The sequence below is a fragment of the Streptomyces sp. NPDC058637 genome (genome assembly GCF_042717325.1).
Classification (GTDB): domain Bacteria; phylum Actinomycetota; class Actinomycetes; order Streptomycetales; family Streptomycetaceae; genus Streptomyces.
In genome coordinates, this window is the sequence record NZ_JBHXRD010000024.1 from 53,245 (window position 1) to 66,915 (window position 13,671).

Consider the following 13,671-nt stretch of genomic DNA (forward strand, 5'->3'; position numbering starts at 1 on the left):
AGACCATGAGCGACAACGACCAGCGGTATCCGTACGACGACCAGGGGCACGGGCAGCGGTACGGGCACGGGGCGGGGCAGCAGGGGCCGTCCAGCGGTGACCAGGCCCCGTACGACGCGTACGCCGTCCCCGCCGCGCCGTACGACGCGTACCCCGCCGCTCCCGAGGCGGCTGCCTGGCCGACCGACCGGCCGACGGCCCCGGAGGACGCGTACCCGCAGCAGGGGCAGGGGCAGACCGGTCAGGGTGCCACCCAGACGTGGCAGGGCCAGACCTGGGACACCCGGTACCAGCCGACGGTCCAGCCGCAGCAGGCCGCGTACCGGCAGAACCCGCAGGCCGGGTACGAGCAGGAGGCTCCGCAGCACCATCAGGCGCCCGTGTACCAACAGCCCCAGCAGGCCGGGTACGAGCAGAACCCGCAGCCCGCGTACCAGCAGGCTCCGCAGCACCAGGCCGCCCCGTACGCCGCCTCCGGCTCGTATCCGCTGCCGCCCGAAGCGCCGGTCGCACCGGTGGCCCCCGCCGCCCCGGCCGCTGCCGACTCCGGGTACAGCTCGCCCACGACCGTGGGCAACGGCCGGATCACCGACGCCCAGCGGGCCCGCGCCGAGGGCCGCTCGCCGATCATCGCGCCCGGGACGCAGCCGGCCGCGATCACGGCGGGCCTCGGCCTGCTCCTCGCACTCGGTGCCGCGCTCGGGCAGTACGCCCTGCTCGTGCCGCTGGTCCTGCTCCAGGCCGTGACGGCCGCCGGCTGGTTCCGGCTCAACGGCATGTGGCCGGCCAGGCAGGGCATCGCCCTCGCCTTCGCCGGTGGGTTCGTCGCCGACGTCGTCCTGCTCGTGGCCGGCCGTGGCAACGCCCCCGCGGCCATCCTCGGCACACTCGGGGTCTGGGTGCTGCTCACCGTCGTACTGCAGCTGCGCAGCCACGCCGGGGCCGACGAGCGCCTGTACGGCCTGACGGCCACGGTCGCGTCGGCCGCGCTCGCGGTACTGGCCGCCGGACATCTGGCGGCGGTCCCGGACGCGGTGACGGTCGGCGGGATCGCGGTCGCGGTGGCCGTCCTCGTCCGGGCGCTTCCGCTGCCCGGTGTCGTCTCGGTCGTCCTGGCCCTGCTCGCCTCGGCGGGCGCGGGTGCGTTGGCGGGCGGATTCACGGACTTCGGCACGCAGGCGGCGTTCCTCGGCCTCGCGGCCGGCGGTTGCGCGCTGATCGGGCTGCGGGTGGCGAGCTACGACTACCCGTCCCGCTTCGTGCACCTGACGGCCGGGGTGGCCCTGCCGCTCACCGCCGCGGCCCCCGCCGTCTATCTCATCGGCCGGGCGATCGCCTGACGCCCGGCACCCCGCTCCGCCGTCCCCGTCCCGCATTCCTCTTCCGCGCCGGGAACCGGCAGGGGCCTCCCGCTCGTCGATCACTCAGGGCGCGCCGCGCGGCGGCACTAGGCTCACGGGCACCAGAGGTCCGGTCGGTGGGAGTGGGGGAGCAACAGGCATGCGCGCACTGCGAATACTGCTGATCATCGCTGTGGTTCTGGGCGGTGTCTTCGTCGCCGTCGACCGCGCCGCCGTGTATTTCGCGGAGTCCGAGGCCGAGAGCCGGGTCCGCTTCGGCGGTGCCCAGACCGGTACGACCGAGGTCTCGATCAAGGGCTTCCCCTTCCTGACCCAGGTCGCCGGATCCGAGCTCGACCGGATCGATGTCACGGTCAAGGACATTGAGGCGAGCGCGGCAGGCCGTTCGATCCGGATCAGTGAGGTGCGGGCGCGGCTGGAGCAGGTGACGCTCGGCGCCGGATACACGAGCGCGACGGCCTCCCGGGCCACCGGCACGGCCGTCATCTCGTACGCGGACCTCACCGAGGTGGCGGACGACGGCGTCACGGTCGCCTACGGCGGCAACGGCAAGGTCAAGGTCACCGGTTCGGTCGCGATCCCGCTGCTGGGCGAGGCGGTCACGCGGAGCGTGCTCTCCACCGTCACCCTGGCAGACGGCGACACGGTCAAGGTCCGCGCCGACGAGGTACCGGGTGAGGGCATCCCCGGCCTGGAGGGCCTGGTCCGCAAGAAGACCGACTTCCAGCGTGAGATCGGCGGCCTGCCGGAAGGTCTGAAGATGGAGAAGATCGAGGTGACTCCGGGCGGCCTGGAGATCTCGATGACGGGCTCCGGCATAGAACTCGCCGGGTGACCGAGGCACTTGGTGCGACGGTGGCTGTTCTCCCGCGCGGCGGGGTAGGGCTCCGTGGAGGCGGTCCGGGCGCCGGATCCGGATAGTGAGACAGGCCGGTCCGGCCTGTAGCTGATTCCGAGGCGCCGACCCCCTCGATCCCGAGGTCAGGCAAGGGGTGACCTCAGATGCGTCTCGCATGTCGGACGATCGCGTCTCATTATTCGACACGACGGTGACATCTCCGCCCGTACCTCCCTACGATCGGACACATGAAGCGACAGGCGGACCTCACGAAGCGGCGGGCAGTAGACCTGTGCCGCGTCGCCGCCATGCTCTGTCGCACCTTCTGAGCGGGACCCTCTCCCGTTTCCCCGGCCCTTCGACGTAGTCAGGGCCGAACCGTGCCGCCCGTACGCGTTCCGCTCCAAGCACCTGCGCGTACATCCCGCACTCCGCACCTCGCACCACCCCGCCGCAGACTGCCCCGGAGGAGAAACACATGAGCCGCGCAGACGTACTGGTCGACGCCGACTGGGTCGAGGCCCACATCGACGACCCGCAGGTCGCCATCGTCGAGGTCGACGAGGACACCTCGGCGTACGAGAAGAACCACATCAGGAACGCGATCCGGATCGACTGGACGAAGGACCTCCAGGACCCGGTCCGTCGTGACTTCATCGACCAGGCCGGCTTCGAGAAGCTCCTGTCCGACAAGGGCATCGGGAACGACACCACGGTCGTCCTGTACGGCGGCAACAACAACTGGTTCGCGTCCTACGCGTTCTGGTACTTCAAGCTCTACGGCCACCAGGACGTCCGCCTGCTCGACGGCGGCCGCAAGAAGTGGGAGCTCGACTCCCGCGACCTCGTGGACGGCGACCAGATCCCGTCCCGCCCGGCCACCGCGTACAAGGCCCAGCCGCAGGACGCGTCGATCCGCGCCTTCCGTGACGACGTCGTCGCCGCGATCGGCAACCAGAACATCGTCGACGTGCGTTCGCCCGACGAGTTCAGCGGCAAGCTGCTCGCCCCGGCGCACCTCCCGCAGGAGCAGTCGCAGCGCCCCGGCCACGTGCCGAGCTCGCGCAACATCCCGTGGTCGAAGAACGCCAACGACGACGGCACCTTCAAGTCGGACGACGAGCTCAAGGCCCTCTACGAGGACGAGCGGGTCGACCTGTCGAAGGACACCATCGCGCTCTGCCGCATCGGTGAGCGTTCGGCCCTGACCTGGTTCGTGCTGCACGAGCTGCTCGGTGTCGACAACGTCAGGAACTACGACGGTTCGTGGACCGAGTACGGCTCCCTCGTGGGTGTGCCGATCGAGCTCGGCGCCAACAAGTAACTCCGTACGACCCGATCAGCCCACATCAGCAGGACCCCGACCAGAAGGACAGAACCATGTGTGGAGCACAGGCCGGCGGCCCCGACGCCTCGACGATCAAGCCGGGCGAGACGACCATCCAGGGCAGCGTGACCCGCGACGGCGAGCCCGTCACCGGCTACGTCCGTCTGCTGGATTCGACCGGTGAGTTCACCGCCGAGGTCCCGACCTCGGCGACCGGACAGTTCCGTTTCTACGCGGCCGAGGGAACCTGGACGCTCCGCGCCCTGGTCCCGGGCGGCACCGCCGACCGTACGGTCGTGGCGCAGACCGGTGGTCTCGCCGAGGTCGCCATCGCCGTGTAGTCCCACGCGTATTCGGCCGGAGGGCCGCACCCCAGGGGGTTGGACGCCACCTGAGCGGGGGTGCGGCCCTCCGCGCCGTACCACGCGGACACGACGGGCGATCCGGTTCTACGCTGGGGGTATGTACGCCCGGCGCAGACGCGCCTATTTCCTGATGATGGGCGGATGTCTCGTACTCTTCGTCTCCGCCTGGGCCTTCGTGCGCCTGTGGTCGGTCCCGGCGGCGGTGGCGATGTGTGTCGTCGCCATGGTCATCCCGCCGGTCGCGGCGGTGGTCGCCAACCGGCGGGGGCCGGAGGACCGTTGGTGGGACGACCCCTCCGGTGATCCGAAGTCCGACGAGTGGTGGGACGAGCTCGACGGCAGGAGGCGCCGCAGGTAGCCGCGGCCCTGGGTACCGGCCGGATCAGTAGACGAGTGCCTGCGCGCCGTCCGCCATGGCCTCCTGCACGAACACCTGGGCGCCGGCGATCCGTACGCCTTCCAGGACGTCCTTCTCCGTGATGTCGCGCCGGGCCGCGCACTGGGTGCAGAGCGTGATCCGGCCGCCCGCCCGGATCGACTCGATCAGGTCGGGCAGGGGCGCGGAGTGCGGCAGCTCGAATTCGGCGGCGCGCCCCGGCAGCGCGAACCAGGCGGACTCTCCGGTCAGCCAGAGGGAGACCTCGACCCCGCTCGCCACGGCCACGGCGGCCACGGTGAACGCCTGGGAGCAGCGCTCGGCGGAATCGGCACCTGCGGTCACCTTGATCACGAGCTTCTTCGACATGTACCGAACTGTAATCCTCCGGTGGACAACCTCCCCTGTGACCTGTGGGTCAGTTGTGTGCACAGGTAATGGAACCTGCGCCTCAGGTCTCTTTGGGGGGACCCCTTTTGGAACCGAACGACACCATTCCTGGTGTTCCGGCGGAGCCGCCGGTCACGCCGCCTGCCGTCACGCCGGCTCCTGTCATACCGCCCGCCGTCATACCGCCCGCCGTCACGCCGTCTGCCGTGACGCCGGCTCCGGTACGCGTGCGACCGCGTGGCCGTACGGCGCTGATCGTCGCCGCCGCCGCGCTGCTCGGCATCGCGGGCGGTACGGCAGTCGGCTACGGCGTCCAGGCGGAGCGACCGCCGACGCCGCTGCCCGCGCTGTCGCAGGCGGATCTGGTGTACCCGGCGAAGGCGCTGCCCGCGGACAAGGCTCCGGACCCGCTGCCCGCCTCGCAGGACCGCCAGGTGCGGACGGACGGGGATCTGCGCAAGCTGCTCATGGACCGGCCGGCGGGCTGGAGCGACAACGAGTCGGTGACCTGGCTGAGCGACGGGTGGATCGGCCTGGACGACTACGCGCGGGACTTCAAGAGCGAAGACTCCATGCTCACGTACCTCCTGGAGACCGACGTGCGCCGCGTCGCGGGTGCCGCCTGGAAGAAGGGCCAGTACCGCGAGGCCAACGTCTGGCTCGTCCAGTTCGGCTCCGGGGCGGGCGCGGGTGCCGTGGAACACGCCGAGGGCCAGCTCTCGTACATGCCGGGGACGAAGGACGGTGCCGGCAACGAGGGCGACCCGGTCGCGGGCAGCGGGAACGGGCGCTACTACGTCTACGACGTCGTCCGGGAGCCCGGCTACATGCCCTCGTACCGGGCCAGGGCGGTCGTGCAGCGTGGCGACATCATGATCGAGGTCAACATGTTCGACACCGAGCCGATCAGCAAGAAGGACATCCGGACGATGGCCGAGCGACAGCTGGAGCGACTGTGAACGACGTCATCCCGCCCGCCCCGGAACCGTCCGAGCCGGCCTCGGAACCGGTCGTGCCGACCGCCTCGGAACCGGTCGTGCCGACCCCGGAGGCCGCGTCCGCCCCGGAATCCGAGCCGGCCGCGTCCGCCCCGGAGCCGCCCGCGGTGCCGGTGGACACGCCCGCCCCGGCGCGCTCCGGGAAGGTCCGCCGGATCCTCCTCACCGCGCTCCCCGCGGTCCTGGTGATCGGTGCGATCGGCGGTGCTGCCGCGTACACGAAGATCACGGTGGACGACGCCGACCGCACGGTCACCACGACCGTCTGGTCGTTCGCCGGGAGCGAGCCCGGCAAGGACCCCGCCGGGGACACCGGCGCGGGCCGGGCCGACACCCCGCTCGCCGAACTGCTGCTGCCCGTGCCCGACGACTACCGGCTCGGCCCGGACATCAGGGAGCTGGGCAACGACGGCGAGGTCAGCGGCAAGCAGGCCACCGCCACGATGAAGGAGTCCAACCGCGGGCTGGCGGGCAAGGAGCGCCGCGAGTACGACAAGCGGATCGACAAGCTCCGGGTGCAGGGTCTCGCGGTCCGTTCGTACGTCTCGCAGGAGAACGATCTCGTGGTGAACGCCGAGGTCATGCGGATGAAGGACAAGAAGGCGGTCCGGGACTTCTACACCTTCGGGACCGAGTTGTTCGACGCCATCAATGTCTTCCGCGACGGTCCGAAGGTCACCGGCTACACCCGGAAGGCCACCTGTCACCTGTGGCCCAAGGACAGCGAGAGCACGCTGGAGGCCATGGTGTGCAGCGCGTACGACGGCGAACTGAGCATCACCTACACGGCGTTCGGCACGAAGCCCTTCGACGGGGCGGCCGTGGCCGGCCTCCTGAAGGACCAGCTGGACCACATCACGTCCCCGGGGGAGTACGTATGACCGAGAAGACGGTGGAGCCGGCCGGCGAGGTCGCCGCCGCCCCCGACCCGTTCGCACCGCCTGCCGTCCCGCCGGTCCCTCCCCTTCCGCCCCGGGCTGCCCGGGAGACCGCGACAGGCGAGCCCGGTGCGCCGGTGGGGCCCTGGCCGCCGGCCCCGCCGCGCCCGCCCCGCCGCGTACTGAGGGCCGTCGCCCGCTGGACGGTCGCCGTGCTGGTCCTCGGTGGGCTCGGCGCGGGCACCGCCGTCGGCATCACGTCGATGGAACGCACCGACGTGCCGGGCCTGGCCACCGAGGACGACGGGCGCTGGGACTACCCCCGGCTGTCGCTGCCCGCGCTCCCGGCCGGCGCACCGCGCCCGTTCGCCGACTCCAACGAGGCGGAGGTCCACCACGCCGACCTGCGACGCCTGCTGCTGCCGGCCCCGGCGGGGGCGACCGTGGACGAGGAGCTCGACGGCGGCTGGGTGACCGGAGCGCGGTACGCCACCGAGTACGGGAAGTCCGAGCGCGCCGACCTCACCCAGCGGCTGGACGACTCCGCCCTGCGGCACATCGCGGCCCGCGGCTGGACCATGCCGGACGGCACGTCGTCCCGGATCTATCTGCTCCGGTTCAACTCGGTGGCGTACGCCACCGCGTTCCAGGACGAGCTCTTCGGGCTGGAGTCGTTCCCGACAGCGCTCGCCGGCGCGACCGAGCCCGCGTCCGACGACGACTGGCCGGGCACGGGCGGGCCGGAGTACACGACGACCCGCGTCTACACGGAGGCGAAGCCCTACGGGGCGGAGCAGGTCCGCCACGCGTACGTGCTGGCAGGGGACACCGTGGCCCTGATCGTCCAGTCGCGGAAGGGCGCGGCGGGCACGGAAACCGTTCCGTTCCACCAGACGGTGGTTCTGCAGAACCAGCTGCTGGGCTGACCGGGCCCGGGAGAAACCCCGGGCCCACGTGCGGGGGCCCCACCCATTAGGCTGGGGCCCCGGCCCCGTACTGCCGTCATGTCGTTCGTCCCGAGGAGCACCCGTGCTTGAGGCATTCTTCTCCGCCCTGCTGGTCCTGGTCTGCGTCGGCGTGCTCGCGTTCGCCGTCGTGGCCGTGAAGAAGCTGTACCAGGGCCAGCGCTGACCCTCGCCGTACTCCTGCCCGCACACCCTCACAGATCGTCTGAGCCGCTCATGATCGAGATTCCGTCCGACCTCCACCCGGACCTCGTGCCGCTGGTCTTCCTCCTCGGCAACTGGGCGGGTGCGGGCGTCTCCGACTTCCCCGGTGCCGAGAAGTGCAACTTCGGCCAGGAAGTCACCTTCAGCCACGACGGCCGGGACTTCCTCGAGTACGTCTCGCACTCCTGGGTGCTCGACGCCGAGGGCAACAAGGTCAGGCCCCTGGAGTCCGAGTCCGGCTACTGGCGCATCGACAAGGACCGCAAGGTCGAGATCGTCATGGTCCGTGACCAGGGCATCGTCGAGGTCTGGTACGGCGATCTGGCGAAGCAGAAGCCGCAGATCGACGTGGTCACCGACGCGGTGGCGCGCACCGCGGCCTCCGGCCCGTACAGCGGAGGCAAGCGCCTCTACGGCTATGTGAACAGCGACCTGATGTGGGTCGGCGAGAAGGCCACCCCCGACGTGGAGCTGCGGCCGTACATGTCGGCGCACCTGAAGAAGGTCGTCACGCCCGAAGAGGTCGCCGAGATGGCGAAGAGCCTCGGTGACATGCCGGACGACGGCATCGCGTTCTTCAAGTAGTCCGCTTCCGGGCGGTCCGGCCCTCCGGGGGGCGGTCCGCCTTGTCCGGACAATGCGGGCCCTCGTCGTCGGTCCTGCGGGCCGGTGCTCGCTCCGCCCTACACTGGGGCTGTGGTGAGCACCGACTGGAAGACCGATCTTCGACAGCGCGGCTACCGGCTGACGCCTCAGCGACAGCTTGTCCTGGAGGCCGTCGACACCCTGGAGCACGCGACGCCCGACGACATCCTCTGCGAGGTGCGCAGGACCGCGTCGGGGGTGAACATCTCCACCGTCTACCGCACCCTGGAGCTCCTCGAGGAGCTCGGGCTCGTCAGCCACGCCCATCTGGGGCACGGCGCGCCGACGTACCACCTGGCGGACCGCCACCACCACATCCACCTCGTCTGCCGGGACTGCACGAACGTCATCGAGGCGGATGTGGAGTTGGTCGCCGACTTCACCGAGAAGCTGCGCGGTACGTTCGGCTTCGAGACCGACATGAAGCACTTCGCGATCTTCGGCCGGTGTGCCGACTGCACGGCGAAGGCCGCGGAGGCGTCCGGTCCGGACCGGGCAGCCGGTAGCGGGAGCTAGCGGCCCCGGGCCGAGTCGTACGCTGGTCGCATGAAGAGCCCCCTGCTGTCCCTGCCCGGCGCCGTTCCCGCCGAAGGGCGCGACGAAGGCGTCGCCGCGCACTACGGTGACCTGTTCCGCGAGCAGCGCGCACTCGCCGACGGCAACGGCCTCGTCGACCTGTCGCACCGCGGCGTCGTCGCGGTCACCGGTGACGACCGGCTGGCCTGGCTGCACCTGCTGCTCACCCAGCACGTCAGCGACCTGGCGCCGAACCAGGCGACCGAGGCGCTGATCCTCTCCGCCAACGGGCACATCGAACACGCCCTCTATCTGGTCGACGACGGTACGACGGTCTGGACGCACGTCGAGCCGGAGACTCAGGGCGAGCTGATCGCGTACCTGGAGTCGATGAAGTTCTTCTACCGGGTGGAGGTCGCCGACCGTACGGAGGACACCGCCGTCGTGCACCTGCCGGCCGGTTCCATCGCCGAGGTGCCGGACGGTGTCGTCGTACGGGAGACGGCGCACGGCCGTGACCTCTTCCTGCCCCGCGCGGACCTTGAGGCGTACGCCGCCGGGCACGGGCCTGCGGTCGGCATCCTGGCGTACGAGGCGCTGCGCGTCGAGACGCACCGGCCGCGCGTCGGCTTCGAGACCGACCACCGCACCATCCCGCACGAGCTGGGCTGGATCGGCACCGCCGTCCACCTCCAGAAGGGCTGCTACCGGGGGCAGGAGACGGTCGCCCGTGTCCACAACCTGGGGAAGCCGCCGCGCCGGCTCGTCTTCCTCCACCTGGACGGCAGCGAGGTGCACCTGCCCGGCCACGGCACGCCGGTGCGGCTCGCCTCCGACGGCGAGGAGGGCCGTCAGCTCGGTTTCATCACCACGTCGGCCCGCCACCACGAGCTGGGCCCGATCGCCCTGGCGCTGGTCAAGCGGAACGTGGCCGTGGACGCGGAACTGATCGCCGGGGACACGGCGGCGGCCCAGGAGACGGTCGTCGAGCCGTAGGCCGACGCGGCCCAGGAGACGGTCGTCGAGCCGTGGTTCGGCCCCCGCGACCGTCCTGCCGGTCCGGATCCCGGTCCCGGAGCACAGAAGCGGGCCCGGATCGCCTACGCGCGGCCGTCCACCCGGACCGGACGCCCCGCTACACCTCGATCAGCACGGTGAACGGGCCGTGGTTCGTGAGCGAGACGCGCATGTCCGCCCCGAACCGGCCCGTCCCCACCCGCGCGCCGAGCGCGCGCAGTTGTGCCACGACCTCGTCGACCAGCGGCTCGGCGACTTCGCCGGGCGCGGCGGCGTTCCAGGTGGGCCTGCGGCCCTTCCTGGCGTCCCCGTAGAGGGTGAACTGCGAAATGACCAAAAGCGGTGCATTCACGTCCGAGCAGGACTTCTCACCCTCCAGGATCCGCAGGGTCCACAGCTTGCGGGCGAGCTGTGCCGCCTTCTCCGCGGTGTCCCCGTGAGTGACCCCCACCAGCACACACAGTCCTTCGCCGACGATCTCGCCGACGATTCCGGTCCCCGACGGGTCGTCCGCGGCGCCCGCCACGGTGACGCTCGCGCCGTCCACTCGCTGTATCACTGCACGCATACAGACCAACCTATCTTGGGCTGAACGGGTACAGAGCACCTGCGTGAACACCGTGCGTAGTGGCACCATGCACGATGTCGGTGTGCCGACGCACCGGTCGAGGGGACGGAACATCATGAGTTCACATGGAATTGGGCCATCACCCGGTGCCGTACCGGTGACCCGTACACCCGGTGCGCTGCGACCGCCTGTGCAACGGACCGGTGCCTCGCCGCAGGGACCACTGCCCGCGCCGCTGCCCACGCCACTGCCGGGGACGGCATCCGGCCAGTCGTCCGGCCCGCTGTCCGGCCCGTTGTCCGTGCCGGGGCAGACGGGCGCCGCCGGGGCCGGGGAGGCGCTGGCCGCGGTGCGTCCGCAGGCCGGATTCCGCGGACTGCGGCTGCCGGAGCTGCGCACCCTGCGCCGGGACGCGCAACGTGACGAGGCGGACCTCAGCTACGTACGCCGGCTGGTGCAGGGCCGGATCGACATCCTGCGGGCGGAGCTCGCCGGCCGTGCGAGCCCGGGGTCACCGGTCGTGGACCGGCTCTCGGAGATCCTCGCCGACACCCCCTCCGCCCACCGCTCCTCGGCCCGGCACGTCACCCTCACCACGCCGCGCAGCGACGAGTACCGGCAGCTGGCCGCGGACACGCTCGCCGAGGTCGAGCTCTCCGACCTCGACGCCCGGACGGACGAGGAACTGCTGACGGCCATGGGGCGGCTGGTGCGCTACGAGCAGCAGGTGTCGCGGCGTCGTCACCGGCTGCAGCGGACCGTCGACGATTGCAGCGCGGAGATCGCCCGCAGGTACCGTGACGGGGAAGCACAAGTAGACGACCTGCTCGCCTGAGGCGATCCTTCCGGGGGCAGGTTCCGCCCGTCCCCGGAAGGCCGACCGCCATGACCTCCATATCCCCCTCCGCGTCCTTGGCGCACCCGGTCCTGGCCGAGGTCGTGCGGTCCGGTTTCACCGAGGGGCACCACCGGGGGTCGCTGGTCGTCCTGGCCGCCGACGGCAGCGTGGAACACGCGCTCGGCGATCCGGTGGCCCCGGTCTTCCCGCGCTCGTCCAACAAGCCGATGCAGGCGGCGGCAATCCTGCGGGCCGGGCTGGACCTCTCGGGGGAGCGGCTGGCCCTGGCCGCCGCGAGCCATTCCGGGGAGGACTTCCACCTCGGCCTCGTCCGCACGATGCTCGCCGAGCACGGACTGGAGCCGGACGACCTGCAGACCCCGCCGGACCTGCCGTTGGACCCGGTGGAGGCGGAGGCGTATCTCGCCGCGGGGCGGGTGCGGGAGCCGCTCACCATGAACTGCTCCGGCAAGCACGCGGCGATGCTCGCCGTCTGCCTGCGCAACGGCTGGGACACGGCCACGTACCTCGACCCGGCGCACCCGTTGCAGCAGCTGGTCGGCCAGGTGGTCGCGGAGGCTGCGGGCGAGCCGGTCGCGGCGGTGGGCACGGACGGCTGCGGGGCGCCGCTGATGGCGATCGGACTGGTGGGCCTGGCCCGGGCGTTCCGTTCGTTCGTGCTGGCGGAGCCGGGCACCGCGGAGCGCCGGGTCGCCGACGCGATGCGCGCGCACCCGGAGTACGTGGCGGGCACGCGCAGGCCGGACACCTGGCTGATGCGGGAGGTGCCGGGCACGCTCTCGAAGATGGGTGCCGAGGCGGTGCAGGCGGTGGCGCTCGCGGACGGCAGGGCGCTGGCCTTCAAGATCGACGACGGCTCGACGCGAGCCCTGGGCCCGGTGCTGGCCCGCTCCCTGGAACTGCTGGGCATCGACGCCCCGGTGGTGTCCCGTATCGGGCGGGCGCCGCTGCTGGGCGGGGCCCGAGAGGTCGGCGAGATCCGCGCGGCGTTCTGAGGACGGGCCGCCGCCGATATCCGCGAGACATTCCGGAGAGGGTCTGCCTAGCGTGGGGCACATGAGTTCTGATCTGCGTCATATCACCGCCTCCGAGTACCCCGAGTGGCTGCGCGCCGTGAGCACCGGGTTCCTGATGCCGTACGAGGCGACGGACGAGGAGATCGCGGTGCGGCTGGCCCATACGGATCTGGACCGCACCCAGGGCGTGTTCGACGCCGGGCGCTGCGTGGCGACCTTCCGTTCCTTCTCCCAGGAACTGACCGTCGTGGGCGGTGCCACGGTACGGGCCGACGCGATCAGCGCGGTCACGGTGACGGCCACACACCGCCGTCGCGGGCTGCTCAGCCGGATGATGGCCGCGGACCTGGCAGCGGCGAAGGAGCGCGGCGACGTGGTCGCCTCGCTGATCGCGGCCGAGTACCCGATCTACGGGCGGTACGGATTCGGTCCGGCGACCTGGACCTCGCAGTGGGAGATCGACGTGCCCCGGGCCGGCCTGGACCCGCGCGGGCGCGTCCCCTCCGAGGAGGACGGGGGCCGGATCGACCTGGTGGGCGGTGCTGAGGTACGGAAGATCGGACCCGAGCTGCACGCGCGCCTGGCGGCCCGGCAGCACGGTGTGGTCAGCCGGGACACCCACTGGTGGGAGCGGCACACCGGCGTCGATGTACCGGCGCACGAGAAGTGGACGGAGCCGTTCTACGCGGTGTACCGCTCGGCGGACGGGCAGGTCGACGGGCTGATGCCCTACCGGATCGACTCGAAGTGGAGCGAGGCGAAGCAGCCGCTGGACAAGGCGACCGTCCAGGGGATGATCGCCCTGACCCCGGCGGCGGAACGCTCGCTGTGGCGGTTCGTCTGCTCGATCGACTGGATCGCCACGGTCCGTACGGGACACCGGGCCACCGACGACCTGCTCCCCCTCCTCCTCCCGGACCCCCGTGCCGCGCACATCGTGACGCAGGCGGACTGGCTGTGGCTGCGCGTCCTGGACATCCCCCGGGCCCTGGAGGCCCGCACGTACGGGACCGCCGCGTCCCTGGTGCTGGACGTCCGCGACGGGACGGGCCTGACGGCCGGCCGCTTCCTGCTGGACGCCTCCCCGGACGGTGCCTCCTGCACCCCGACGACGCGGAGCGCCGACCTGGCCCTGGACGTACGGGAGCTGGGATCGCTGTACCTGGGCGACGAGTCGGCGGTACGGCTCGCCGCCCTCGGCTCGGTTGAGGAGCTGCGGACGGGTGCGGCGTCCTCGTCGGACGCCCTGTTCCGGGCCGACCGCCGGGCCTGGTGCCCGGACGTGTTCTGAGCGAGGCCCACCGGCGGATACTCCGGGGGCGGCCCGGCGGGTCCGGGTCGCCCCCGC

The 13,671-nt window shown here is 71.5% G+C and carries 17 protein-coding genes; 15 read left to right on the forward strand and 2 right to left on the reverse strand.

Annotation, left to right across the window (positions count from 1 at the left end; translation table 11 throughout):
• Positions 1–5: 5 nt before the first annotated feature.
• The 6 genes from ACFWVP_RS23675 (at position 6) to ACFWVP_RS23700 (ending at position 4,249) form a co-directional block, all read left to right on the forward strand.
• Positions 6–1,340: a hypothetical protein gene (locus ACFWVP_RS23675; protein WP_384499480.1), complete on the forward strand. Its 1,335-nt coding sequence runs from the start codon at positions 6–8 to the stop codon at positions 1,338–1,340.
• 160 nt (positions 1,341–1,500) lie between these two features.
• The gene (locus ACFWVP_RS23680) at positions 1,501–2,196 is read left to right on the forward strand and encodes a DUF2993 domain-containing protein (protein ID WP_384499481.1); all 696 of its coding nucleotides are present in this window, start codon (positions 1,501–1,503) and stop codon (positions 2,194–2,196) included.
• A gap of 251 nt (positions 2,197–2,447) precedes the next feature.
• Positions 2,448–2,528 (forward strand): putative leader peptide, encoded by an 81-nt coding sequence (locus tag ACFWVP_RS23685; protein WP_350310325.1) that lies wholly within the window; start codon positions 2,448–2,450, stop codon positions 2,526–2,528.
• A 149-nt stretch (positions 2,529–2,677) separates the two neighbouring features.
• Complete coding sequence (locus ACFWVP_RS23690; RefSeq protein ID WP_384499482.1) at positions 2,678–3,523, forward strand: sulfurtransferase; 846 nt, start codon at positions 2,678–2,680, stop codon at positions 3,521–3,523.
• A gap of 56 nt (positions 3,524–3,579) precedes the next feature.
• Complete coding sequence (locus tag ACFWVP_RS23695) at positions 3,580–3,867, forward strand: DUF1416 domain-containing protein (RefSeq protein WP_014154938.1); 288 nt, start codon at positions 3,580–3,582, stop codon at positions 3,865–3,867.
• Between the two features lie 121 nt (positions 3,868–3,988).
• On the forward strand, positions 3,989–4,249 hold the full coding sequence (locus ACFWVP_RS23700) for a DUF3099 domain-containing protein (protein ID WP_384499484.1): 261 nt from the start codon (positions 3,989–3,991) through the stop codon (positions 4,247–4,249).
• Between the two features lie 24 nt (positions 4,250–4,273).
• Here the strand turns inward: ACFWVP_RS23700 and ACFWVP_RS23705 are convergent, their stop codons facing one another.
• On the reverse strand, positions 4,274–4,636 hold the full coding sequence (locus ACFWVP_RS23705) for a DsrE family protein (RefSeq protein WP_384499485.1): 363 nt from the start codon (positions 4,634–4,636) through the stop codon (positions 4,274–4,276).
• A gap of 107 nt (positions 4,637–4,743) precedes the next feature.
• Here ACFWVP_RS23705 and ACFWVP_RS23710 point away from each other — a divergent pair, with 107 nt between their 5' ends.
• From ACFWVP_RS23710 to ACFWVP_RS23735, 6 genes are all read left to right on the forward strand, one after another.
• On the forward strand, positions 4,744–5,616 hold the full coding sequence (locus ACFWVP_RS23710) for a hypothetical protein (RefSeq protein WP_384499486.1): 873 nt from the start codon (positions 4,744–4,746) through the stop codon (positions 5,614–5,616).
• A 152-nt stretch (positions 5,617–5,768) separates the two neighbouring features.
• Positions 5,769–6,536: a hypothetical protein gene (locus ACFWVP_RS23715; RefSeq protein ID WP_384499569.1), complete on the forward strand. Its 768-nt coding sequence runs from the start codon at positions 5,769–5,771 to the stop codon at positions 6,534–6,536.
• Positions 6,533–7,459, forward strand: a complete 927-nt coding sequence (locus ACFWVP_RS23720; protein ID WP_384499488.1) for a hypothetical protein — start codon at positions 6,533–6,535, stop codon at positions 7,457–7,459. The genes ACFWVP_RS23715 and ACFWVP_RS23720 overlap by 4 nt, the downstream gene beginning before the upstream one ends.
• 255 nt (positions 7,460–7,714) lie before the next feature.
• Positions 7,715–8,287, forward strand: coding sequence for an FABP family protein (locus ACFWVP_RS23725; protein ID WP_384499490.1), 573 nt, complete (start codon positions 7,715–7,717; stop codon positions 8,285–8,287).
• A 111-nt stretch (positions 8,288–8,398) separates the two neighbouring features.
• A complete protein-coding gene (locus ACFWVP_RS23730) occupies positions 8,399–8,863 on the forward strand; it encodes a Fur family transcriptional regulator (protein ID WP_384499492.1) in 465 nt (154 codons plus the stop codon).
• Between the two features lie 30 nt (positions 8,864–8,893).
• Entirely contained in the window at positions 8,894–9,859 is a 966-nt protein-coding gene (locus tag ACFWVP_RS23735) for a YgfZ/GcvT domain-containing protein (RefSeq protein ID WP_384499494.1), read from the forward strand.
• 139 nt (positions 9,860–9,998) lie between these two features.
• Here ACFWVP_RS23735 and dtd read toward each other — a convergent pair whose 3' ends face one another.
• Positions 9,999–10,448 (reverse strand): D-aminoacyl-tRNA deacylase, encoded by a 450-nt coding sequence (dtd, locus tag ACFWVP_RS23740; protein ID WP_384499496.1) that lies wholly within the window; start codon positions 10,446–10,448, stop codon positions 9,999–10,001.
• Positions 10,449–10,563: 115 nt separating this feature from the next.
• Between dtd and ACFWVP_RS23745 the strand changes: the two genes are divergently transcribed.
• The 3 genes from ACFWVP_RS23745 (at position 10,564) to ACFWVP_RS23755 (ending at position 13,614) form a co-directional block, all read left to right on the forward strand.
• Positions 10,564–11,283 (forward strand): ABC transporter substrate-binding protein, encoded by a 720-nt coding sequence (locus ACFWVP_RS23745; RefSeq protein WP_384499498.1) that lies wholly within the window; start codon positions 10,564–10,566, stop codon positions 11,281–11,283.
• A gap of 50 nt (positions 11,284–11,333) precedes the next feature.
• Positions 11,334–12,302, forward strand: a complete 969-nt coding sequence (locus ACFWVP_RS23750; protein WP_384499499.1) for an asparaginase — start codon at positions 11,334–11,336, stop codon at positions 12,300–12,302.
• Between the two features lie 61 nt (positions 12,303–12,363).
• The gene (locus ACFWVP_RS23755) at positions 12,364–13,614 is read left to right on the forward strand and encodes a GNAT family N-acetyltransferase (RefSeq protein ID WP_384499501.1); all 1,251 of its coding nucleotides are present in this window, start codon (positions 12,364–12,366) and stop codon (positions 13,612–13,614) included.
• Positions 13,615–13,671: the final 57 nt, after the last annotated feature.

Excerpts from the sequence above, each read along its gene's own strand:
- ACFWVP_RS23680 (WP_384499481.1), top strand. The coding sequence starts at position 1,501 with ATGCGCGCACTGCGAATACTGCTGATCATCGCTGTGGTTCTGGGCGGT.
- ACFWVP_RS23725 (WP_384499490.1), top strand. The coding sequence starts at position 7,715 with ATGATCGAGATTCCGTCCGACCTCCACCCGGACCTCGTGCCGCTGGTC.
- ACFWVP_RS23695 (WP_014154938.1), top strand. The coding sequence starts at position 3,580 with ATGTGTGGAGCACAGGCCGGCGGCCCCGACGCCTCGACGATCAAGCCG.
- ACFWVP_RS23685 (WP_350310325.1), top strand. The coding sequence starts at position 2,448 with ATGAAGCGACAGGCGGACCTCACGAAGCGGCGGGCAGTAGACCTGTGC.
- ACFWVP_RS23745 (WP_384499498.1), top strand. The coding sequence starts at position 10,564 with ATGAGTTCACATGGAATTGGGCCATCACCCGGTGCCGTACCGGTGACC.
- ACFWVP_RS23735 (WP_384499494.1), top strand. The coding sequence starts at position 8,894 with ATGAAGAGCCCCCTGCTGTCCCTGCCCGGCGCCGTTCCCGCCGAAGGG.
- dtd (WP_384499496.1), bottom strand. The coding sequence starts at position 10,448 with ATGCGTGCAGTGATACAGCGAGTGGACGGCGCGAGCGTCACCGTGGCG.
- ACFWVP_RS23750 (WP_384499499.1), top strand. The coding sequence starts at position 11,334 with ATGACCTCCATATCCCCCTCCGCGTCCTTGGCGCACCCGGTCCTGGCC.
- ACFWVP_RS23690 (WP_384499482.1), top strand. The coding sequence starts at position 2,678 with ATGAGCCGCGCAGACGTACTGGTCGACGCCGACTGGGTCGAGGCCCAC.
- ACFWVP_RS23755 (WP_384499501.1), top strand. The coding sequence starts at position 12,364 with ATGAGTTCTGATCTGCGTCATATCACCGCCTCCGAGTACCCCGAGTGG.
- ACFWVP_RS23720 (WP_384499488.1), top strand. The coding sequence starts at position 6,533 with ATGACCGAGAAGACGGTGGAGCCGGCCGGCGAGGTCGCCGCCGCCCCC.
- ACFWVP_RS23675 (WP_384499480.1), top strand. The coding sequence starts at position 6 with ATGAGCGACAACGACCAGCGGTATCCGTACGACGACCAGGGGCACGGG.
- ACFWVP_RS23700 (WP_384499484.1), top strand. The coding sequence starts at position 3,989 with ATGTACGCCCGGCGCAGACGCGCCTATTTCCTGATGATGGGCGGATGT.
- ACFWVP_RS23705 (WP_384499485.1), bottom strand. The coding sequence starts at position 4,636 with ATGTCGAAGAAGCTCGTGATCAAGGTGACCGCAGGTGCCGATTCCGCC.